The sequence below is a fragment of the Pseudoalteromonas ruthenica genome (assembly GCF_008808095.1).
Lineage (GTDB): Bacteria > Pseudomonadota > Gammaproteobacteria > Enterobacterales > Alteromonadaceae > Pseudoalteromonas > Pseudoalteromonas ruthenica.
Window position 1 is genome coordinate 2,844,585 of sequence record NZ_CP023396.1, and the last position, 21,431, is coordinate 2,866,015.

The window sequence follows — 21,431 nt, forward strand, 5'->3', positions numbered from 1 at the left end:
ACCCATATCGGGAAAAGGCAACAGGTAAATACTGTTAAACTTTATTGATCAACCGGTAATCGTGCCCGTGCAACCACGCTATCGGGCATTTTTTGCGCCAATTTACTTAACTGCGCACCAATTTTCTTGTGTAGGTTGCGATCTGCAACTTGGGTATGAAACAGCCAGCGATAAGCATCTTCATAGTCGCGTGGACTGCCGTAGCCCTGATTAAACAGCTTTACCAAACGCATTTGCGCTGGCAGGTTGCCTTGTGCAGCGGCTTCACGCAAATACACGATAGCCATGGCTTTATCGGCCTGAACTAAGCGGCCAATATCATAGTAGCGTCCCAGCTGCTCTAACGCCTCTGCTAAGCCTTGCTCAGCGGCTTGGCGCATGTAGTAAACACCTAAGTCCACATCTCGTTCAACGCACACATTGTAAGCGAGCATATCACCGTAGAGGAACTGATAACTGGGCAACTTCATTTTACTCGCGCGCGCGGCAATATCTTGCACAAGTTGGCAATCATCATCCTGCACCCGCTTTAAATGGGCGTTTTTACGTATTAATTTAACCAACTCATCCTGTGTATACAGCTGTACGGCCTCTAACGGCTCTGCCGCATGAGCTGTGGTGCTTAGCACACTGGTCAGTAATAACATGGTTAACAAATGGCGCATGACGCTCCTTTGACGAATCAACTCTCTCATCAATTTATAGCAAAACTAGTGCCAAAATTGGTATATGCAGGCACAAAAAAAGCTGCCGCAGCAGCTTTTTTTCACACCCTACGCTTATTCAGCAAATGGGTTGCGCACAATCATGGTTTCAACACGATCTGGGCCGGTTGAAATAATATCAACCGGAACACCGGTGATTTCTTCAACACGCTTGATATAGTCGATTGCCGCTTTAGGCAAGTCTTCAACACGAGTAACACCGAAGGTGTTATCGCTCCAGCCTGGCATTTCTTCATACACTGGCGTTACTTTTTCGTAGCCTTCAGCAGCAAGCGGTGTAACGTTAGTAACAGTGCCGTCTTCAAGCTGATAACCAGTACAAATCTTAATAGTTTCTAGGCCATCAAGTACGTCCAGTTTGGTCATACAAAAGCCTGAGATGCTATTGATTTGTACCGCACGGCGCATAGCCACAGCATCAAACCAACCTGTACGGCGCAAACGGCCGGTCGTAGCACCAAACTCGTGGCCTTTTTCGCCAAGGTGTTTACCCACTGGGTCTTGCTTATCAACGCCATCATAAAGCTCTGTTGGGAATGGACCTGAACCCACACGCGTAGTGTAAGCTTTAACAATACCCAACACATAATCTAGATTCAGCGGGCCAAAACCAGCTCCTGTCGCCACCCCACCGGCGGTGGTGTTAGATGAAGTAACATATGGGTATGTACCGTGGTCGATATCCAGCAATGTGCCTTGTGCACCTTCGAACAGGATGTTGTCGCCTTTTTCACGAGTCTGATCCAATAGCTCAGTCACATCAACAACCATCGATTTAAGAATATCCGCCACAGCCATGGCATCATCAAACGTCTTTTGGAAATCGACTGGCTCAACTTTGTAGTAGTTTTCTAAAGTGAAGTTGTGGTACTCAAGAATTTCGCGCAACTTATTGGCAAACTGCTCAGGGTTGAACAAGTCACCAACACGAAGACCACGGCGTGCAACCTTGTCTTCATACGCAGGACCAATACCACGGCCTGTGGTACCAATGGCTTTAGCGCCACGCGCCTTTTCACGTGCCATATCAAGCTCAACGTGATACGGCAGAATAAGCGGACACGCTTCAGAGATAAGCAGACGCTCGCGCACCGGTACGCCACGCTCTTCAAGCATGGTAATTTCTTTCATCAATGCGTCGGGGGCCAGAACTACGCCATTACCGATAACACATTTTACGTTGTCACGTAGCACACCCGACGGGATCAGGTGTAGAACTGTTTTCTCGCCATCAATCACCAAAGTGTGACCAGCATTGTGCCCACCTTGATAACGGACCACTAAAGATGCTTTATCTGTAAGGAGGTCTACGACCTTTCCTTTCCCCTCGTCACCCCACTGGGTGCCTAGTACAACGACGTTTTTACCCATTGCAAATTCACTTAGAAAAAATTAGGCGCAGATTTTATCAGAAAAGCCGGGGGCAGATCACCCCGTTTTGGTTATTTTTTCCGCTAATAGAAAATTCATTGCTAGCTCAGCAAGCTAGACGAGGTTAATAAGGTGGAACACAAGCGCGCCAGTAAGGATTAAGATGATACCCACCACTTTCAAGGTGCGTTCATCACTGCTCGCTAGCTGCGCCATGTATGCACGCCACTTTTTTGGAAACAGTGCTGGGCCTAGCCCTTCAAAAATAAGCATAAGCGCAAAGGCGCTTACTAACAATTGCCAGCTCATTAGACTCTCTCAGTGACAAAAAAGCCCCGAGGCGATGGCACTCGGGGCTATTAATGACTATGACGAGATTACTGTGGTTCTGCGTTCTTCATGTACTTGAAGAATTCACCATCAGGCTCAATCACCATCACGTCTTGCTTGTTTTTAAAGGTTTTCTTGTATGCATCTAAGCTACGCAAGAAACCAAAAAACTCAGGGTCTTTGTTATAAGCGTTGGCGTAGATTTTTGCCGCCTGTGCATCACCCTGACCACGTACAGAACGCGCATTACGCTCAGCATCGGCGAGCATAACCGTCACCCGACGGTCCACTGAAGCACGGATTTCTTCCGCTTTCTCTTGACCTTCAGAGCGGTGCTCTTTCGCTACAGCGGTACGTTCAGCACGCATACGTTGGTAAATAGAATTACTCACCTCGTCTGGTAGGTTGATTTGTTTAACCCGTACGTCGAGGACTTCAATTCCGAGCTCGCGCGCACTTTCAGAGGCTTGAACCAAGGCTTCTTCCATTAACTCACTACGCTCACCAGAAACAATTTCTTTGATCGTACGCGCACCGAAGTTGGTACGAAGGCCATTGTTTACTTTTTGCTTTAGTAACGTTTCAGCGTAATTTTTATCGCCACGGGTACGTAGGTAAAAATCACTGAAGTTTTGTACTCGCCACTTCACGTAAGAATCAACGATGAGATCTTTTTTCTCACTGGTTACGAAGCGATCCGGAGTTCCGTCTAGGGTTTGAATACGCGCATCGAGCTTACGCACTTGCGCCACGAAAGGCACCTTAAAGTGCAAGCCTGGCTCATACACCACAGCGTTGTCGGTATCGTCTTTTTGTACTTTAGAGAATAACAACACAATAGCGCGCTGCCCCTCTGGTACTACAAACACCGAAGAAAACGAAAGTACTACTGCAGCAATAATGAGGATTATACTAAAATTTCTCACTGCTATCTTCCTCCGTTAAAGCGGTCTTTAGAGAAACGATCATTGCCAGAATTTACTTGGCTGTTACGCGATGCATTGGCACCTAACTTGTTGCGTAAGTCTTGAATGCTATTAGCGCTAGGCAAGGTGATTTTTTGCCCTGACTGATGCTTATCTAGCAGTTTGTCCAGCGGTAGATACATCATGTTGTTGCCACCTTCGACATCAACAAGCACCTTCGTGCTGCTGCCTAGTACTTGCTCCATAGTCTCTAGATACAAGCGTTGTCGGGTCACATCTTTCGCTGCTGCATACTCAGGCAATAGCTTTTCAAAACGAGCCACCTCACCTTGTGCTTCCAGGGTAACGCGTTCACGGTAACCTTCAGCTTCTTGGGTCATACGCGTTACTTGACCACGGGCACGTGGCTCAATTTCACGGGCATACGCCTCAGCTTCGCGGATAAAGCGCTCTTCATCCTCTTGCGCAGCGATAGCATCATCGAACGCATCTTTTACTTCAGCAGGTGGGCGTGAGTCTTTAAAGTTCACGTCGGTCACTATCAGGCCAAGGTTATATGGTTCGATAATGTCGTTAAGCTCATCCCAGGTGTTTTGACGCACAATTTCACGACCTGTAGTGAGTACCTGGTCCATTTGCGAGTGGCCCACAACATAACGTAGAGCACTGTCCAACGCCTGCTGCAGGCTGTGATCAGCGTCAGTTACACTGTACTTGTAAAGATAAGGGTCAACCACACGGTACTGCACTTCAAACTCAACGCTCACAACGTTTTCATCTTCGGTGAGCATAAAGCCGGAAGCAGACAACGAACGCACTGCTTCAATATCAACAGGGATAACACGCTCGATAAAGGTCGCTTTCCAGCGTAAACCTGGCTGCGCAATACGGTCAAACTTACCAAATTGTAGCACCACACCTCGCTCGGCTTCTTTAACGGTGTAGAAGCCACTTAGGCCCCAGATGATCGCAGCAATTACAAGCACGATAAGCAATCCAACGCCGCCTAAACCGCCGTTTTTATTGTTACCGCCCCCTTTTTTACCACCAAACAAGCCACCAAACTTATCGCTGTACTTTTTCAGTACTTCGTCTAAATCTGGCGGTCCTTGGTCACGACCACCTTTATTGTTCCAAGGATCTTTGTCGTTGCCATTGTTACCCGGCTCGTTCCAGGCCATAGCCATACTCCATAGTTATCAATGTTTGTTGCTAGGGGTAATGCTATCGCAGCATTACCGTTGTTGTCATACTTAGTCGACAGATTTATGCCCCCAAGTTGACGCAAGAAAATCATGGTTGTCGCTACTTTAGCGCATTTTCATGCACTACGTAAGGTAGCCATCAATTTGTTCACCAATTTCCTTTTTCAACTTATTCCATTCACTCATTGGTACGTTAACGCTAAGCAGCCAGTTTCCTTGCTCATCGAAGTCCTCTGAGCTAATGCTATTGAGATTGTATAACGCGCCGCGCAGCCGCCCTTGTGAGGGAGGCACACGCAAGTCGGCATTAAGCATTTGCTTCGCGAGCAACTCACTAATAGCCTGCTTCAGTAGCTCCATTCCTTGACCTTGCTGCGCCGATAGCCAAACTCGCATCGGTTTGCCTTCATCATCGCGGTCAATGCGCGCCTCAACGTCTTCAAGCTGGTCAATCTTATTGTAGATGAGTAGCTGCGGTATTTCGTTCGCCTCAATCTCTTCTAGTACTTCTTGCACCTGCTCTATATTCTCTTTACGACGCGAGTCTGCCGCATCGATTACATGGAGCTGTAAATCGGCTTCACGGGTCTCGGTCAGCGTCGCTTTAAATGCCGCGACTAAGTCATGCGGTAAGTGGCGAATAAAACCTACGGTATCGGCCAAAATAACACTACCGATGTCTGGCACTTCAAGCTTTCTAAGTGTTGGGTCTAAGGTCGCGAACAATTGATCTGCAGCATATACCTCAGACTCGGTAATGCGGTTGAATAGCGTTGATTTCCCAGCGTTAGTGTAGCCAACCAGAGAGACACTCGGGATTTCGTTGCGGTTACGTGCACGACGACCCTGCTCGCGCTGCTTAGCGACCTTATCTAAACGCTTTAAAATACTTTTAATGCGCCCTCGTAACAGCCGTCTATCGGTCTCGAGTTGCGTCTCACCAGGGCCGCGTAAGCCAATACCGCCCTTTTGTCTTTCTAAGTGCGTCCAACCACGTATTAAACGGGTGGAGATATGCCGTAGCTGCGCCAATTCAACTTGTAATTTACCCTCGTGGGTACGGGCGCGCTGAGCAAAAATATCAAGGATAAGGGCAGTTCTGTCGAGCACACGACATTGACACAACTTTTCCAAGTTGCGCTCTTGTGATGGGCTTAATTCGTGGTTGAATATAATGACATCTGCGTTGTGGGATTTGACAATCTCAGCTATCTCTTCTGCCTTCCCCGTGCCGACGAAAAGCTTCGGGTGTGGTGCCTGGCGACTGCCTTGCACAACCGCCAGACTGCTAACACCTGCAGAAGATACCAACATTTCCAACTCATGAAGATCTTCTCTATCGCCTTCATGGGGAAATTCGATGTGAACTAAGACTGCCTGTTCGCCGGCTTCATAACGGTCAAACAAGCATTATGCTCCTACTGATTTAATAATTCCCTTCTTCTGACTCCGGTGCGTCGAGTCCTTGCGCACCATGAAAATTCACTGCTCGGGCTGGCACAACAGTGGAAATCGCGTGCTTATACACCATTTGATTTACAGTGTTCTCTAACAAAATGACAAATTGGTCGAAAGACTGAATCTTGCCTTGCAGTTTTATGCCGTTGACTAAAAAAATTGAAACAGGAATACGCTCACGACGTAGCGCATTCAAAAATGGGTCTTGTAACGATTGGCCTTTTGCCATTGTTATTTTCCTTCGTTTTAGGTGTTATTATGTATCTAGTTCAGGACTGACTCTAAAGAAAAAAACGTCCCAATAATACTAGCTTAGCGAACTTACTATACGTTGCAAGTTTTCTTGGTCCCCGCTTTCAAGCCACGTTAGGTTCTGCCAACCTCGAAGCCAGGTTAACTGCCTTTTCGCCAACTGACGCGTAGCAGCTACTCCACGAAAAACCATTTCATCATAATCAATTTCACCCGCGATGTAATCCCACATTTGTCTATACCCTACGCAACGAATAGAAGGCAGATCCGGGTGCAAATCCTTCCTGTTATATAGGGACAAAACTTCGTTTTCAAACCCCTGCTCGAGCATTATTTGGAATCTTTTCTCTATACGCTGGTGCAAAACGCGACGATCGCTTGGCGCAATAGCAAATTGATGAACTGGAAACCCTAAGGATTGTGCCTTCGTTTGCTGCAGTTCAGTCATACTCTTGCCACTGATACGGTATACCTCTAAGGCGCGATTAATTCGCTGTGAATCATTGGCGTTAATTTTCGCTGCCGCCTGCGGGTCCACCTGCTGTAACTGCTGATGTAACGCCGGCCATCCATGCTCTTTTGCTTCGGCTTCGAGGGCAGCTCGAATGTCTGCATCAGCTTCAGGTAGTGGCGACAGCCCTTTAAGTAAGCCTTTGAAATACATCATAGTACCACCGACTAACAAGGGTACTTTGCCTTGATTATGTAGCTGTTCGATGTGCGCTAGAGCGTCGCGGCGAAAGTCAGCCATGGAGTAGCTCTGTGCCGGGTCAACAATGTCAATAAGTCGATGGGGTGCCAACGCACGCTCTTGTGCATCAGGTTTGGCGGTGCCGATGTCCATTCCTTTATACACCAAGGCGGAATCGACGCTGATCACTTCGGTATCGAAGTGTTGGCATAAATCAATGGCTAAGGCGGTTTTTCCTGAGGCGGTAGGCCCCATTAAACAGATAACGGGCAATGAACTCACAAGGCTTAAACACTTAATTGACTGACGTATTGGGATAGCTCTATTTTAACGGCTTTTTGCTGTAATTGCTGAACAATTTCTGGAGTATTCTGTAACTGTGTCTGCCAAGTTGCAAAGTCATTACCATTGAAATAATTGCTCGGCGTAGATGCCGCAAGCCACGTGAGAAAATCCTGCTGTGAACTCTCAGCCGTCAACTGCGCGCTGAGTATCTGCTCAATCACTCGCTTGGCATCGCTGGCATATAAGCTGCTGGGTAGGCGCTTTACCATGGCAAATTGTTTTTCAAGCTGGATATCGAACCCTAACACCGAGAGCCAGGATTACAGTCCTTGCAAACACGCCAACTCCTTATCTTGCAAGGCCACACGCACAGGTAACAACAATGCGCGACTACTTAGCTGCGCTTCAGCTTCGAGTTGCTGCTGCCAAGCCAGCGGTAACACCTGACGCCAGTGGCTAAGGTGTAACTGCCCTTGCACACTCACTGCACAGTGGCCATCCGTTAAGGGCAGGAGTGACACACTCTCTGCGGCTACATGCTCCGCAGGGGCTGACTCAGCTACATGATTAAACTCATGAGCCTGTACTTCACTGATCCCTTGATAAAACTGATTCGCTTGAGCAATACGTTGGGCATCAACAGGGTGCGCTCGCGTGCTCGCTGGCGCTGAATCTCGATAGCTTGAACCAGGGCGACTGGCCGTTCCCATAAACTGCCCCGATTGCTGATTATCAGGACTAGGACGCAATTGCGATTTGGGGTAAGCAGGACTGTCACTGTGAGCAGCGGTTGCTGGTGGTATCGAGGGTTGCGGTATTAGCGTTTGCTCACTGGCCACCAGCTGTTGCACCGCCTGTAAAATAAAGTCATGGACTAATCGCGCCTGATGAAAACGCACCTCATGCTTGGCCGGATGCACGTTAACATCAACCTGGCGGGGGTCGACTTCTAGGTAAAGTACAAATGCCGGCACTTGCGCTTGTTGGGTATGTTCTTCAAAGGCTTGACGAATAGCGTGTAAAATCAATTTGTCGCGCATCATGCGGCCATTAACATAGGTATACTGCGGCTCTGTTTGCGTGTGCTGAGGCATAATCCAGCCATGCAAATAGAGCCCTTGGTCACCACTTTGTAAATGCATTCCCTGGCTGGCAAAGCCTTTGCCTGCGACCTGAGCAATACGCTTTACTGCACCCGCGTCGTCCGCCGACACTGGTCGATATTGGCGCACTACTTTAGCGTTGTGGGTTAAGGTAATGGCAATATCGAAGCGGCTTAAGGCAATGCGCTTTAGCAGCTCATCAATATGGTTGAACTCAGTTTTTTCGGTTCGTAAGAATTTGCGCCGTGCGGGGGTATTAAAAAATAAGTCTTTAACTTCAATGGTGGTGCCATCAGGATGCGCTGTTGGCTGCACCTGCACGGCCATATCGCGTCCCTCTGCAAAGGCTTGCCAAGCTTCATTTTGCTGGGCAGGCTTGGACTTTAACGTTAGTCGCGATACCGAGCTTATGGAGGCGAGTGCCTCGCCACGAAAGCCTAAGGAGTTAATACATTCTAAATCATCCAGTGTTTTTAATTTACTGGTAGCATGGCGTGAAAGCGCGAGGGTGAGCTCATCTTTGACTATACCCGAACCATTGTCGGTAATGCGGATCAGTTTATGGCCGCCGCGTTCAATATCAACGCGAATACGTGTCGCTCCCGCATCTAAGCTGTTTTCAACCAACTCTTTCACGACAGAAGCGGGACGCTCAACTACTTCACCAGCAGCGATTTGGTTAGCTAATCGCGCCGGTAATATCGCTATACTCATATACGCTCGTTAGGTATTAGGAATGGTTAACACTTGGCCAATGTAGACTGTGTCTGTTTTTAGCTTATTGACGCGTTTAATAGCCCCGACAGAGACGCCATAACGACTCGCCACGACACTTAACGACTCACCGCGACGAATCTTATGTCGTGTTGGGTTTTGTGCCTTAATCGTTGCAAATAGCGAGTCATCAGGGGGGTTATTACGGTAATAACCACGAATTGATCTGAACACCGCCTTAGCTAGTTTTTCCTGGTGCGCCGCCGTTTTCAGCAACCGCTCTTCTTGAGGGTTGGATATAAACCCCGTTTCCACCAAGATAGAGGGAATATCTGGCGATTTCAGTACTGCTAAACTCGCCGCTTGCGGATAGCGTTTATGCATTTTCGCCACTTTACGTAATTCTTTGATGGCCTCTTCAGCCACTTTAAAGCCGGTTTTCATGGAGTGATCCATGGACATGTCGAGTAGCGTCTGCGCTAAATACTTTTCGCTGGCCGTGTCGCGAATGGCATCCGCAGCCCCCCCAAGTAATTCAGAGTGTTTTTCCCTATCCTCAATCCATTTACCTATTTCTGAATTAGCCCGACGCAGAGACAACACCCACACCGACGCTCCTCGCGGCTGTGGGCTGGTAAAGGCATCAGCGTGAATTGACACTAAAAAGTCAGCTTTGCGTTTGCGCGCTTTGGTGCTGCGGTTATTGAGTTTGACGTAATAATCTCCGCTGCGCACCATATAGGCTTGCATGCCCCGTTCGGCATTAATCAATCGCTCTAAGCGTTTAGCTACTTGCAAAGTGATGTCTTTCTCATAGGTGCCGCTTGGGCCAATAGAGCCGGGGTCTTCACCGCCGTGACCCGCATCGATCGCGATAACAATGTCACGGTTGGTTTCTAATACTCTATTTTTTGGTATGTTTTGGGCTTGTTGACCGTCACTTTTATCGTAAAGGTCAATGACTAATCGGTCTTTATACGGCCCGGTAGGAGCCAAAGAAAAAATGACCGGCTTAGTGGCTTTGAGTAACTCAAACACCACTCGAGTAGAACCCGACTTTTTCGGCGTGCTAGGACGGATTTTATCAACAATTTGGTGCTTCTTTTCAATTGCTGGGTAGTCTTTACGGTGCGCAGTATTATTGATATCAACGACGAGGCGTAATGGATTCTTCAGCATGAAATAGCTGAAATCTGGCTTTTCTTGCATATCAAACACCACCCGCGTGCTATCGGGTGATGGCCATACACGCACGTTTTCTATGGTGTTTTGAGCTGCCGCCACTGTTGCCCATACGAGCAACATGGCGCACAAGGTTGCCTTGCTTGCGGTTATGATTATTTTAAGCATTGCCTTTTAACTTTGTTACTACATCAGCGCCACGCTCAGATTTTGCGTCGATACTGATCTCACGCGCTTCCCCTGTATACTCTAGCGTGATTTCTAAATCAGCGCGAGGAATTACCCCCTCACCTTTACTAGGCCACTCCAAAATACACACCGCGCGGTTATCGAAATAATCCCGAATGCCCATGAATTCGAGCTCTTCTGGGTCAGCTAATCGATATAAATCAAAATGATATACTTTGACCTGCGCTAGCTCATAAGGTTCAACTAAGGTATAAGTTGGACTCTTAACCTTACCTTTATGACCCAGCCCTTGCACGATTCCACGCGTGAGCGTGGTTTTCCCCGCCCCTAAGTCACCGTACATATAGATCACCGCACCGTCAGCGATAAGTGGGGCTAGTTGCGCCCCTAATGCGACGGTTGCTTGCTCATCCGCCAAATATTGGTCAAACCGCATGGTCATTATTGCTTACCCTATTAAAGCTCGTATTACTGGAAATAAATCACTGGCGAGCAACCCTTTGCTGCCCTCACTGCTTGCTTGCTGTGCCGCTAAGCCGTGCACATAAGATCCCACACAGGCACTGTCATGTGGACTAACGCCCTGCGCTAGCAACGCGCCAATTATACCAGATAATACATCACCCATGCCGCCACTCGCTAGTGCGTTACTGCCACTGCTGTTAATTGTTAATTTATCAGCGCTACAAATGAGTGTACCCGGACCTTTCAACAGCACTGTTGCTTGGTATGAACGCGCTAACTCCTGCACCTTGGCAAAGCGATTGGCTTCCACCTCAGTAACGGAGCTTTGCAATAATCGCGCAGCCTCTTTGGGGTGCGGCGTCAAAACACAATCAGTGAGTCGCTGTGGATGCTGTGCCAATAGGTTTAATGCATCCGCATCCAGCACTTTTAATCGTTTGTGTTCATAGCTAAGAACCGTGCTGAGCATCTGTTGCGCCCACTGACATTGCCCTAATCCAGGCCCAATAACGACGACGTTGGCTTTTTCCAATAGTGCTGTGAGTTGCTGAGCAGTTGTTACCCCGTGAACCATAAGCTCATAGCAACCTTGGCTTATGGTTTGCACATTATCTGGATGGGTAGCCACACTCACCAAACCGGCCCCTGTTCGTAGTGCCGCTTCACTGGCTAATCGCGCTGCGCCCGCCATTCCTAGCCCCCCCGCGACAACTAAGACATGACCGGCATTATTCTTGTGACTGCCTTGGTCTCGAACTGGCCGCTTGCGCATCATCGATGCATGATCATTCAAGCAAGCCACTGCACTACATTGGCGGTAAAAAGCCTGCTCTATTGCCAATGGCGCAAACCATAAGTGACCACATTGGGTTTTAGCACGACCGCTCAATAGACCCTGCTTTAGGGCAATAAACGTCAGTGTATGGTGGGCATTAAAGGCATTATTATGTACCTGCGCACTGTGGGCATCGACCCCGCTGGGGACGTCAATGGCGATACGCATCACCTTAGCGGCATTTACTTTTGCTAATACATCAGCAATAGGTTCCGGCAAAGCACGATTAAGGCCAATGCCAAAGATAGCATCCACCACTATATGATAATGATGTAGACTTACGTCTTGAACACACTCCCCACCGCTTTGTTTAAAGCGCTCATACATGGTTGCGGCACCTCCCTTAAGAGTATGCACAGCGACCAACGGCCATACCTTAACATCGTACCCTTGTTGACGTAATTCAGTGGCGACCACAAAGCCATCACCGGCGTTGTTACCGCCTCCACTAAGCACAATAACGCGATTTTTTTCGTCGTAGTGTTGTTGTATCCAATGAGCCACGGTGCTACCCGCTCGGTGCATTAGCTCCTGCATACTCACTCCGCTGTGCTTGGCAGCGGCACCTTCATATTGCTGCAATTGTTGGGGAGTAAATACCAGCTGTGGTAAATTAGTACTGTAATGACTATCCATGGTTTTCACTTTTGCCGAATAACACCGTTAATTATCCTGAACTAGCACAGCAAATTAAGCAATGGGCGAGCGAGCTTGGCTTTGCCGATGCGGCTATTTGTGACATAGATCTCAGTGCTCATGAAGCACAATTACAACGTTGGCTTGAGCTTGGCTATCATGGCGAAATGAACTTTATGGCCGAGCATGGCACCAAGCGGTCCCGGCCAGACGAACTGGTACCGGGTACCCAGCGTGTCATTGCGTTAAAGATGCACTATTTACCCCCGGACGCGGGCTTTGCCCGCACCCTGAAAAATCCTCAGTTAGCCTATATCAGCCGTTATGCTCTGGGCCGCGATTATCACAAGCTGATGCGTAACCGTATAAAAAAGCTCGGCCAGCGTATTGCGCAAGTTGCTGAAGGTTTGGGGTTTCGCCCTTTTGTTGACTCCGCGCCGGTGCTCGAGCGCCAGCTTGCGGCTAAGGCTGGCTTAGGCTTTACCGGAAAGCATAGCTTATTAATAGACAAACAAGCGGGGTCATGGTTTTTCCTCGGGGAGCTGTTTGTGGATATTCCACTGCCAGTTGATAACCCTGACATCCGACAAGCCACCCAAGGAGAGTGCGGCAGTTGCGTCGCGTGCATGACCATGTGCCCCACAGGGGCTATCGTTGAACCCTATGTGATTGATGCGCGAAAATGTATTTCCTATTTAACCATTGAGCTTAAAGGCGCTATTCCTGAGCAATACCGAACAGCGATGGGCAATCGTATTTATGGCTGTGACGACTGCCAGTTAATTTGCCCGTGGAACCGTTATGGCGAGATCACCGCAGAGTCTGACTTCCATGCCCGCGCCCCGCTTAAAGATCAACCACTATTGACGCTATTTAGCTGGGATGAAGAGACGTTTTTAACTAATACCGAAGGCAGCCCCATCCGCCGTATTGGCCACCAACGCTGGCTTCGTAATATTGCCATTGCCTTGGGTAACGCGCCCTACGATAGCGCTATTGTTGAGGCGTTAATGGCCAGGTTAAACGGGGCTAGTGACTTGGTTGCAGAGCATATTCATTGGGCACTCGCGCAGCAACAACAAAAGCGTGAGGCACTGAGCGTGACAGTCACGGCACATACAAAGAAAACTCAGCGATTGATCCGCGCCGTACAAAAAGGGCTTCCCAGAGACGCAGAGTAATCTCAGAGCGCTCTCTTTTTACCACGTTAGTTGAGCAATTTAGCGAGATCTTGCTCAATGCGAGAAAATGCCGCCTGCAAGTTCTCCACCGACTCCTCTCGGGCCACCGAGCGCTGGATGGTGTCGTCTACCTTTTGATAGATAAAGGCTTCTTGGTCATCGTCTAAGCCCATAGTGGGAATACGCTCCTCAAGCTCCTCTTGTAACGCGCGAAATACTTTTTCATTATCGCTGCGCGTTTGATTTACCGCACTGATGAGCTCACGGAATTGTGCTTCAATACGCGATACCGCCTCCCCCAACTGCGCTTGGCGCTTTTGCAGCGCTTGTTTGGTCATAATGGCGGTGAGTTGCTGCTCGGTTACACTGACTAAAAAGCACACATGATCGCGAATGCGACCATGCTTCTCGGGTTCTTTCTCTGGCATATTCAGGATCAGTAAGCTCACTTTCTCATAGTTAACCAACAACCGCTGCGAGAACTCGTGTAAGCGCCCCCGGGTTTTTAACATATCGAAAAGCTCAACGACAATGGGGGAGCACCCTCCACTTAATGAAAAGTGCTGTACGCCGTCATCCAATCGCAACTCAGCATTACTTTGTAAGCCAAAACGGTTTAAACAGCTGAGAAGCTCTTTGCCTAACTCTTGGGGCTCCCAAATTTGCCCAATACGCTCAACAAAGTTGACGATTTCGCCCATTTCGCTGCTATTAGCCATAGCGTTAAAAGCCGTTGATGTGGCATCGTCAACTTGCTTTTGTAAGTCTTCTTGCTCGTCAAGATACCCTTTGAGCTTCATCAACTTTGATTTGAGTTCATCGTGACTGAAAGGTTTAACAATGTAGTCTTCTGCGCCTACAGCGTAACCCTCCATGCGCTCTTCTACCGTGCCTCGCGCAGATACAAACATGACCACAATATCTTCGGTTTCTGGGTTCGCTTTAAGTTGGCGACAGACATCATAGCCGTTCATATCTGGCATGCTGACATCAAGCAAAATAATATCTGGCTTAAACTCCCCCACCACCGCAAGGCAGGCTGGCCCACTGTCGACCATTTTCAGCTCAAACCCCTGATCATCGAGAATTTCTTCAATGATTTCTAGATTATATTCTTCGTCATCTACTGCTAATACCCGTTGCACTGTCATCGTATTGACCTTCCCTTATTCAAGCTTGTTATTCTACCGGCTTATGCGGCGGCGCCTGAGTTTCTTGTGCTTGCTGAACTTTTGGCAAGCTTATTTCTATAATAGTGCCTCCTTTAGGATTTTGCTTAGCATGAATGCGGCCATGATGCAGCGCCACAAACTCTCGGCATATCGCCAATCCTAAACCTGTTCCCCCGGCCCCTCGATTGGTTTGGCTACTTTGGGAGAATTTATCAAAGACATGTTCTAGCTCGTTTTCTGGGATACCTACACCATGATCAACCACTTGAATTCCCAAGTTGTCACCATCCTCATGTAAGTAAATGTCTATTTCACTTCCTTCGGTGCTAAATTTAAGCGCATTTCCTAATAGATTAGTTATTACTTGAGTTATTTGCGCACCATCGCAGTCAATGTGACTATTCACACCGTTATCATGGAGTTTTATGTTGATGTGTTTTTCCATCGCCGTGCCAGACACATCGGTAATGCTCGATTCAATCAACTTACAAACGTCAGCTCGGCTCGGGCAAAAAGGAAATTTGCCAACGTCTAATTTCGACAAATCAAGTAAGTTATTAAGTAATGACAGCAAGCGCTCGCCGCTGGTATGAATACGGTTGAGATACTTGCTTAACTTATCAATGGGCGTTTCACCATTGCTCAACTTGTCGAGCCCAAATCGCGAAAAGCTGAGTATAGAGTGCATCGGGGTGCGCAGTTCGTGGGACATATTGGCCAGGAACTCTGATTTACTGCGGTTTGCGGCTTCCGCCTGGTCCTTAGCTAACTCCAGCTCCCGAGTGCGTTCCTTGACGCGGATTTCGAGCTCATCTCGCGCCTCTTCAAGTAATACTTGGCGCTCTTTTAGGTTAGTTACATTTTTAAAGATTACGGCGTAGGCAATCGCACCATGATAGTCAATTTCACTGAAAGAGCCGACCATAGGGATCAGCCCGCGCTTCGAGGTTTGCACTTCAAGCTCACAGCTATGCTGATTTAAGCTTGATGTCGAACGCATAGTTTGCAGTAAAGTTTGCTCTGAGCTTGGGCTCAAAAATTGAAACAGGGTATGCTTTGCGAGCTCGGTTTGATTTAGGTTAAGTAACTTCGCCGCTGCATCATTGGCGTCAATCAGGCTGCCATTACGGGCAAACAAAATGACTGCATCAGGGGTGTTTTTGAATACTACGCGTAACAAACTGTCTTTTTCAATGAGCGCATCAACGGTGTCTTGTAACCGCTCAAGTAGCTGCGCGTTGTTACGTTTGAGGAGCTCTGTCTGCCATGCCTTATGCACCGATTTAAGGACAATACTTTGATCCGCTGGCAGCTCAATGACATCATCCACACCGCTGCGGATCACCTCCAGTAAATTTGCTTTATCTCCTTGGTTTATAAGCAAGATACAACGGCAATGTGATTGTATCCTTTTAACCTGTAAATACACATCACTGCCGCTATCCCCTTGCACTTGGTAATGACAGAGCAAAATATCGATATGTGTTCCGTTGACAATTTCCAACGCCTGAGTAAGAGAGTGAGCACCGAGTACGCTAATGTGCGCGCCTGTCAGCCACTGCTGGATATGTGCTTGGCTATCTTGTGGACTAACATGAAGCACTTGTGGCAAGGCTATCGACTGCGGTCCGTCAATCTCTAAAATGCTTTCTAATAGCGCACTGATTTCTTTGTTTTCATAGAAAGGATAAATAACTTGAGCTTGTATAAACAGCTTATTGAGCTCGGCGAAGCTTGCAAATACTTCACCTTGTTCAGCCTTAGGCGCCAATAACGCGACATTACAGCCGCTGAGGGTTTGTTTGAGCTCACAAGCAAGCGCCATAGGAATGCCATGGGCAAGGATATACATATCATAGTCATTGGGCTCAATGACTTCTAAATTAGCAAAGTGCAGCAGCTCGACCTCACAATCGAGCAGCTCTAGCAGTACTTTAATGCGCATAGCAAGCACTGTTGTTGCATCTATGATCAATATCCGTCGCTTCACCATGCTTTCACCAAGCCCTCTACTCTAGTTTAAACGTAGACGTACTTTTGCCTAGTTGGCAACTTTATATTCAACTTAAACCATTGAACCTAAAGAGGAAACGCTTAAGTTTTCAAACGACTCAGTTGCGAATCTTGCTCTTCAACCAAGGCAATGAGCTCTTTCGACCCAGACCCTGTTTGCTGGGCCAAGTCGGCCAAGTGCGAGGCAGCATCGGAAATGAGCGTTAAATTACGATTGATTTCTTCAGTGACCGAGCTTTGCTCCTCAGCAGCTGTGGCTATGTGAGTCACTTGATTGGTAATTTCATTCACTTTTTCTACTACTTCATGAAGCGCATCAAAGGCAGATGACGTTTGCGATACAGCGGTATCGGCGCGTGACACACCCTGCTCTATAATGGTTGATGCACTGCCCACTTCTTGCTGCAAGCGGGTAATAAGCTCACTGATGTCGTCTGTGGAAGCACGTGTTTTCGACGCCAGTGCACGAACTTCGTCAGCCACCACAGCAAAGCCTCGTCCTTGTTCACCTGCTCGAGCCGCTTCGATAGCAGCATTCAGTGCAAGCAGATTCGTTTGCTCGGCAATGGTGCGGATCACATCGAGTATCTGGTTAATGTCATTACTGCGTGAAGCGACCTTACCCACCGCCACATTGGCATCATTGATCTCCGTAGACATGGTTTGTACTTGGTCAACAGCTTGCGACAAACTGTGCTCGCTGGCTTGCACTAATTTATTAATTTCTTCCGTTTGCTGTGCTGATTGCTCTGAGGCGCGGGCCACTTCCAACGCCGTGGAGCTCATTTCGTTCATTGCCGTCACTACACTCTCAATTTCAGCAAACTGTTTCTCTACATTTTCTTGGGTTTGTGTGGCCACTTGCGAGGCACTGTCGGCCTGCTCCATGGTTTGTGATGAGAGTTGCTTAAGCTGAGAGATAAGAGTACGTAATTTGTCGATAAAGGCATTAAAACCGCTCCCCAAAGCGATAAGTTCGGCGTGCGTATCAACATTCAGCGACTGTGTTAAATCTCCCTCAGCGCTGGCCAAGTTTTCCATACGCATACGAATGGCATCAATAGGGCCTACAATGGTTCGGGTCAGCCAGTACATCATGGTCGCAGCGCCTGCAAGTACCACAATGGCAACGATAATAAGTACTGACTTCAGCGCATCAGCATTATCTTCCAAGTTTTGCTGTAACTCTTGAGCGCCCGCCATGGCCAGTGACTCAGGTACTTCAACAACCAAACGCCAAGTAGAGTCGGCTAGTTTTACATCCAGTGGGTAATTAACAACGAATGCGTCATCCACCAGCTCAACGCTTGCTGTACTGCTCTTTATTGCCGCCATAAGTGGTTTATCCACCACCTCAGCAAATGGTTTTCCTAACTGCTCGGTGTAATGGCTACTACCCACCACCAAGCCCATTGAGCTGATGAGCGACACCTTGCTTTGGCCTTGATAGAGGTTCGCCGAGAGCTGCTCAGTGATTTTCTGAAAAATAGGTAGGTTTAAATCAACCCCGGCCACACCTAAAAAACGCCCTTGGTGAACGATGGGAGCGGTCAGCGAGGTCATCATCTCGGAATACCCTGGCGAAATCTCATAAAGATAGGGCTCCATTAAACAAGGTTTGAGTGTATCTTTCGCACACAGATACCATTCGGCCTCGCGCAGCCCCATATCATTGATGGTATCGACGTGCTTTTCGCTCGCATCTTCCACCACTTGCTGTTCAATAGAGCCGTCTTCATTACGGATCATGTAAATCTCTAAGGAGCCATGTCCGGGTACGGAATGCTGGTGGCCGCTGGTAAATTGATTGTCTAGACCATCATAAGCGTTGTCTTCAAACTGCGTGTAAATGGATGATACCAGTTCATTTTGAGCCAATACCGCCCGGTCTATTTGCTCTACCGCACTTCGCTCCAAAGGCTGATTTTTGGTGCGTCCAAGGATCCCAGCTAGGGTATAAGGAATTCGATAGGCTTCATTGATAAAACCGAGGATTTTCTCACCATCTAAGCCGGCCTTAGCCAACAGCTTATCCTCAACCTCTTGGCGCACAAGCACTCTGGATTCACTGGAAACGGCGCTATTACTTTGCTCCAATTGCCACCATAAAATACCAATAAGCAGCAACACAGTGACCAATAAGGCACCACAACTAGCAAGTAAGAGTTTTTTAGCAAGGGACTGATTTCGCATTACTTCTTTACCTTTTGAACGAACCTGAGATAAAGCTTAGTCGAGCCAGCCAGAATAGGAAACCGCCATCACGAGGATCAGCACAAAAGAGCACCAAAATACATGCAGCCATAGCCACTGCGGGGGAGATCTTTAATACATCAACAATGCCAGCTTGGCTGCGTGCTTTATACGCGATACATGTGGGAATAAAAACTGAGTTTTGAGTGTGTTCAGTGAATTGGAGCGGCACACGAGGTTCGAACTCGTGACCTCAACCTTGGCAAGGTTGCGCTCTACCAGCTGAGCTAGTGCCGCTTCATTGTTTGCTCGGGGTTGCACAGCTGAGCTTGGGCTGCAAACTGTTAGTAACAACAGTAAAAGTTTGGAGCGGCACACGAGGTTCGAACTCGTGACCTCAACCTTGGCAAGGTTGCGCTCTACCAGCTGAGCTAGTGCCGCTTCATTGTTTGCTCTGGATTGTGCAGCTGAGCTTGGGCTGCAAACTGTTAGCAACAACAGTAAAAGTTTGGAGCGGCACACGAGGTTCGAACTCGTGACCTCAACCTTGGCAAGGTTGCGCTCTACCAGCTGAGCTAGTGCCGCTTCATATGTAACAGCGAGACTGCTACATAGCGCTTAATTTAAGCACACCGACTAATGCGGGGGTGTTCGTCTTAAGCGGGGCAGGATTTTACAAGAATACCTTGTCTTTGCAAGCCCTTTTTTGCGGTTTTTTTAAATTTTGAACACTTCTGTACGATAAACCTGCAATTCCATAATTGAGTCTTTGATATCGTCCAATGCTAAGTGCGAGCCCTTTTTCTCAACTTTATCTAATACCTCAGGCTGCCAACGTCGAGCCAACTCTTTAATGGTACTGACATCGATGTTGCGGTAATGGAAGAAATTATCGAGCTCAGGCATGTAACGCACTAGAAAGCGACGGTCTTGACCAATGGAGTTCCCACATAAAGGCGATGCGCCTGCAGGGACCCACTGCTCTAAAAACGCCAATGTTTCAACCATGGCTTGATGCTCACTAACCTCGCTTTGTTGGCAGCGTTTAGTCAGTCCCGATTTACCATGCTGGTTAGTACACCACGCGTCCATATTGTTGAGTAACTCGTCGCTTTGGTGAATAGCAATCACTGGGCCCTGGGCGAGGATGTTTAACTCGCTGTCGGTAACAATGGTGGCAATTTCCATAATGCGGTCGTGATCGGGATTCAAGCCGGTCATTTCCAAGTCTAACCAGACCAGGTTTGTTTTGCTTACAGCCATAGTCGTGCGCCCTGCTTCTCTTTCGGTTTGCTGCGATTAGTTATATCATATTAGCTTCATACGCAGACCTAAAGCCTTTTTTACACCGTCCTTATTTACTCCAAATAGGACAGTGCCAAGATGGGCATGAACGAAAGAGATTCCGTGGCCAAAAAACAGAAATTGTCGAAAGGGCAAGCGCGACGTATACGCGCTAATCACCAGAAACGCTTACAGCGGGTAAAGTCCGATGCCAGCAAAGTAGCTGAGCTGGAACTTGATAGCCAGAATTTAGGCACGGCTGAACCGGCTCTCGTTGTCAGCCGCTTCGGTCAGCATGCCGATGTGGAAACAGCAGATGCCGAAGTATTACGCTGTAATATTCGCCGCACGATATCCAGCTTGGTCTGTGGTGACAAAGTGATGTTCCGCCGCGCAAAAGTCAGTGAAGGCGATATCGCCGGAGTAGTTGAGTTAGTTGAAGAGCGACATTCGCAACTAACCCGCCCTGATTTTTACGATGGTGTCAAAGTGGTGGCTGCCAATGTCGATCAAATTCTGATGGTCTCTGCGGTGGTGCCGGAATTTAGCACACAAATAATCGACCGTTATATCGTCGCGTGTGAGGACATGGGTATTCCCCCTGTGCTGCTTTTGAATAAAGTGGACTTACTCGACGATGAAGACCGTGAGCTATTTGCCGATTATCTCGCTGAGTACGCTCATTTAGGCTATCAGGTGATGATGGTCAGTAGCGAAAGCGGTGAAGGCATGGATACACTAAAGGCAATGTTGGCGGATAACAACAGCATCTTTGTTGGCCAAAGCGGGGTTGGCAAATCAAGCTTAGTCAATGCCTTGTTGCCTGATGCCGATATCCTTACCAAGACCGTATCGAGTAATAGCGGGTTAGGTCAACACACCACAACCGTGTCTCGTTTACATCACCTCCCCAGTGGCGGCAACTTAATCGATTCCCCAGGGATCCGCGAATTTGGCCTATGGCATTTAGAGCCCGAGCGCGTCGCTTGGTGCTTTAAAGAATTTCGTCAATATTTGGGCGGCTGTAAGTTCCGTGATTGTAAACATTTAGATGATCCGGGCTGTCTACTGCGAGAGGCTGTAGAACAAGGCGAAATTGCCGATTTTCGCTTTGAGAACTATCACCGCATAATAGAATCAATGGCCGATGGCCGTGCTGGCGCTCGTAATCCACGAGTGTAGCACTCAAAGGCCGGTAACTGGCCTTTACTCTTTGGTTTC

Annotated in this window: 17 protein-coding genes, 3 tRNA genes and 1 pseudogene; 2 read left to right on the forward strand and 19 right to left on the reverse strand. The window is 48.1% G+C overall.

Annotation, left to right across the window (positions count from 1 at the left end):
- Positions 1-41: 41 nt before the first annotated feature.
- The 12 genes and pseudogenes from PRUTH_RS13310 to PRUTH_RS13365 form a co-directional block, all read right to left on the reverse strand.
- On the reverse strand, positions 42-647 hold the full coding sequence (locus tag PRUTH_RS13310) for a tetratricopeptide repeat protein (protein ID WP_235045749.1): 606 nt from the start codon (positions 645-647) through the stop codon (positions 42-44).
- A 132-nt stretch (positions 648-779) separates the two neighbouring features.
- A complete protein-coding gene (locus PRUTH_RS13315; RefSeq protein ID WP_022945619.1) occupies positions 780-2,096 on the reverse strand; it encodes an adenylosuccinate synthase in 1,317 nt (438 codons plus the stop codon).
- A gap of 114 nt (positions 2,097-2,210) precedes the next feature.
- Positions 2,211-2,405: a DUF2065 domain-containing protein gene (locus PRUTH_RS13320; protein WP_045979187.1), complete on the reverse strand. Its 195-nt coding sequence runs from the start codon at positions 2,403-2,405 to the stop codon at positions 2,211-2,213.
- 68 nt (positions 2,406-2,473) lie between these two features.
- Positions 2,474-3,352 carry a protease modulator HflC gene (gene hflC / locus PRUTH_RS13325; protein WP_022945617.1) on the reverse strand — a complete coding sequence of 293 codons (879 nt, stop codon included), beginning with the start codon at positions 3,350-3,352 and terminating at the stop codon, positions 2,474-2,476.
- A gap of 2 nt (positions 3,353-3,354) precedes the next feature.
- On the reverse strand, positions 3,355-4,533 hold the full coding sequence (hflK, locus tag PRUTH_RS13330; protein ID WP_022945616.1) for an FtsH protease activity modulator HflK: 1,179 nt from the start codon (positions 4,531-4,533) through the stop codon (positions 3,355-3,357).
- Between the two features lie 147 nt (positions 4,534-4,680).
- Entirely contained in the window at positions 4,681-5,964 is a 1,284-nt protein-coding gene (hflX, locus tag PRUTH_RS13335) for a ribosome rescue GTPase HflX (protein WP_022945615.1), read from the reverse strand.
- A 19-nt stretch (positions 5,965-5,983) separates the two neighbouring features.
- Positions 5,984-6,244, reverse strand: coding sequence for an RNA chaperone Hfq (gene hfq, locus PRUTH_RS13340; protein WP_022945614.1), 261 nt, complete (start codon positions 6,242-6,244; stop codon positions 5,984-5,986).
- A gap of 78 nt (positions 6,245-6,322) precedes the next feature.
- Positions 6,323-7,240, reverse strand: coding sequence for a tRNA (adenosine(37)-N6)-dimethylallyltransferase MiaA (miaA, locus tag PRUTH_RS13345; protein WP_151173490.1), 918 nt, complete (start codon positions 7,238-7,240; stop codon positions 6,323-6,325).
- A 5-nt stretch (positions 7,241-7,245) separates the two neighbouring features.
- Positions 7,246-9,060: pseudogene (gene mutL, locus PRUTH_RS13350) on the reverse strand (DNA mismatch repair endonuclease MutL).
- A 9-nt stretch (positions 9,061-9,069) separates the two neighbouring features.
- Complete coding sequence (locus PRUTH_RS13355) at positions 9,070-10,410, reverse strand: N-acetylmuramoyl-L-alanine amidase (protein ID WP_151173491.1); 1,341 nt, start codon at positions 10,408-10,410, stop codon at positions 9,070-9,072.
- Positions 10,403-10,873 carry a tRNA (adenosine(37)-N6)-threonylcarbamoyltransferase complex ATPase subunit type 1 TsaE gene (tsaE, locus tag PRUTH_RS13360; protein WP_151173492.1) on the reverse strand — a complete coding sequence of 157 codons (471 nt, stop codon included), beginning with the start codon at positions 10,871-10,873 and terminating at the stop codon, positions 10,403-10,405. Before tsaE ends, PRUTH_RS13355 begins: the two co-directional genes overlap by 8 nt.
- 6 nt (positions 10,874-10,879) lie before the next feature.
- Positions 10,880-12,367: an NAD(P)H-hydrate dehydratase gene (locus tag PRUTH_RS13365; RefSeq protein ID WP_151173493.1), complete on the reverse strand. Its 1,488-nt coding sequence runs from the start codon at positions 12,365-12,367 to the stop codon at positions 10,880-10,882.
- Positions 12,368-12,378: 11 nt separating this feature from the next.
- On the opposite strand from PRUTH_RS13365, the gene queG reads away from it, so the two are divergent.
- Positions 12,379-13,548 carry a tRNA epoxyqueuosine(34) reductase QueG gene (queG, locus tag PRUTH_RS13370; RefSeq protein WP_151173494.1) on the forward strand — a complete coding sequence of 390 codons (1,170 nt, stop codon included), beginning with the start codon at positions 12,379-12,381 and terminating at the stop codon, positions 13,546-13,548.
- A 26-nt stretch (positions 13,549-13,574) separates the two neighbouring features.
- On the opposite strand, the gene PRUTH_RS13375 is transcribed toward queG, so the two are convergent.
- The 7 genes from PRUTH_RS13375 to orn all read right to left on the reverse strand — a co-directional run bounded on the left by PRUTH_RS13375 (position 13,575) and on the right by orn (position 20,189).
- Positions 13,575-14,699 (reverse strand): response regulator, encoded by a 1,125-nt coding sequence (locus PRUTH_RS13375; protein ID WP_022945607.1) that lies wholly within the window; start codon positions 14,697-14,699, stop codon positions 13,575-13,577.
- 28 nt (positions 14,700-14,727) lie between these two features.
- Positions 14,728-16,713, reverse strand: coding sequence for a hybrid sensor histidine kinase/response regulator (locus tag PRUTH_RS13380; protein ID WP_257220950.1), 1,986 nt, complete (start codon positions 16,711-16,713; stop codon positions 14,728-14,730).
- 101 nt (positions 16,714-16,814) lie between these two features.
- The gene (locus PRUTH_RS13385; protein ID WP_151173495.1) at positions 16,815-18,926 is read right to left on the reverse strand and encodes a methyl-accepting chemotaxis protein; all 2,112 of its coding nucleotides are present in this window, start codon (positions 18,924-18,926) and stop codon (positions 16,815-16,817) included.
- A 221-nt stretch (positions 18,927-19,147) separates the two neighbouring features.
- Positions 19,148-19,223: transfer RNA gene (locus PRUTH_RS13390), tRNA-Gly, on the reverse strand.
- 68 nt (positions 19,224-19,291) lie between these two features.
- Positions 19,292-19,367, reverse strand: a tRNA-Gly gene (locus tag PRUTH_RS13395).
- Positions 19,368-19,435: 68 nt separating this feature from the next.
- Positions 19,436-19,511: transfer RNA gene (locus tag PRUTH_RS13400), tRNA-Gly, on the reverse strand.
- Between the two features lie 132 nt (positions 19,512-19,643).
- Positions 19,644-20,189: an oligoribonuclease gene (gene orn, locus PRUTH_RS13405; protein WP_151173496.1), complete on the reverse strand. Its 546-nt coding sequence runs from the start codon at positions 20,187-20,189 to the stop codon at positions 19,644-19,646.
- A gap of 144 nt (positions 20,190-20,333) precedes the next feature.
- On the opposite strand from orn, the gene rsgA reads away from it, so the two are divergent.
- Positions 20,334-21,392 carry a small ribosomal subunit biogenesis GTPase RsgA gene (rsgA, locus tag PRUTH_RS13410; protein WP_151173497.1) on the forward strand — a complete coding sequence of 353 codons (1,059 nt, stop codon included), beginning with the start codon at positions 20,334-20,336 and terminating at the stop codon, positions 21,390-21,392.
- Positions 21,393-21,431 lie beyond the last annotated feature (39 nt).

Coding starts and splice junctions, on each gene's coding strand:
- PRUTH_RS13310 (WP_235045749.1), bottom strand. CDS start 647: ATGTTATTACTGACCAGTGTGCTAAGCACCACAGCTCATGCGGCAGAG.
- PRUTH_RS13315 (WP_022945619.1), bottom strand. CDS start 2,096: ATGGGTAAAAACGTCGTTGTACTAGGCACCCAGTGGGGTGACGAGGGG.
- PRUTH_RS13320 (WP_045979187.1), bottom strand. CDS start 2,405: ATGAGCTGGCAATTGTTAGTAAGCGCCTTTGCGCTTATGCTTATTTTT.
- hflK (WP_022945616.1), bottom strand. CDS start 4,533: ATGGCCTGGAACGAGCCGGGTAACAATGGCAACGACAAAGATCCTTGG.
- hfq (WP_022945614.1), bottom strand. CDS start 6,244: ATGGCAAAAGGCCAATCGTTACAAGACCCATTTTTGAATGCGCTACGT.
- PRUTH_RS13355 (WP_151173491.1), bottom strand. CDS start 10,410: ATGCTTAAAATAATCATAACCGCAAGCAAGGCAACCTTGTGCGCCATG.
- tsaE (WP_151173492.1), bottom strand. CDS start 10,873: ATGACCATGCGGTTTGACCAATATTTGGCGGATGAGCAAGCAACCGTC.
- PRUTH_RS13365 (WP_151173493.1), bottom strand. CDS start 12,367: ATGGATAGTCATTACAGTACTAATTTACCACAGCTGGTATTTACTCCC.
- PRUTH_RS13375 (WP_022945607.1), bottom strand. CDS start 14,699: ATGACAGTGCAACGGGTATTAGCAGTAGATGACGAAGAATATAATCTA.
- PRUTH_RS13380 (WP_257220950.1), bottom strand. CDS start 16,713: ATGGTGAAGCGACGGATATTGATCATAGATGCAACAACAGTGCTTGCT.
- PRUTH_RS13385 (WP_151173495.1), bottom strand. CDS start 18,926: ATGCGAAATCAGTCCCTTGCTAAAAAACTCTTACTTGCTAGTTGTGGT.
- orn (WP_151173496.1), bottom strand. CDS start 20,189: ATGGCTGTAAGCAAAACAAACCTGGTCTGGTTAGACTTGGAAATGACC.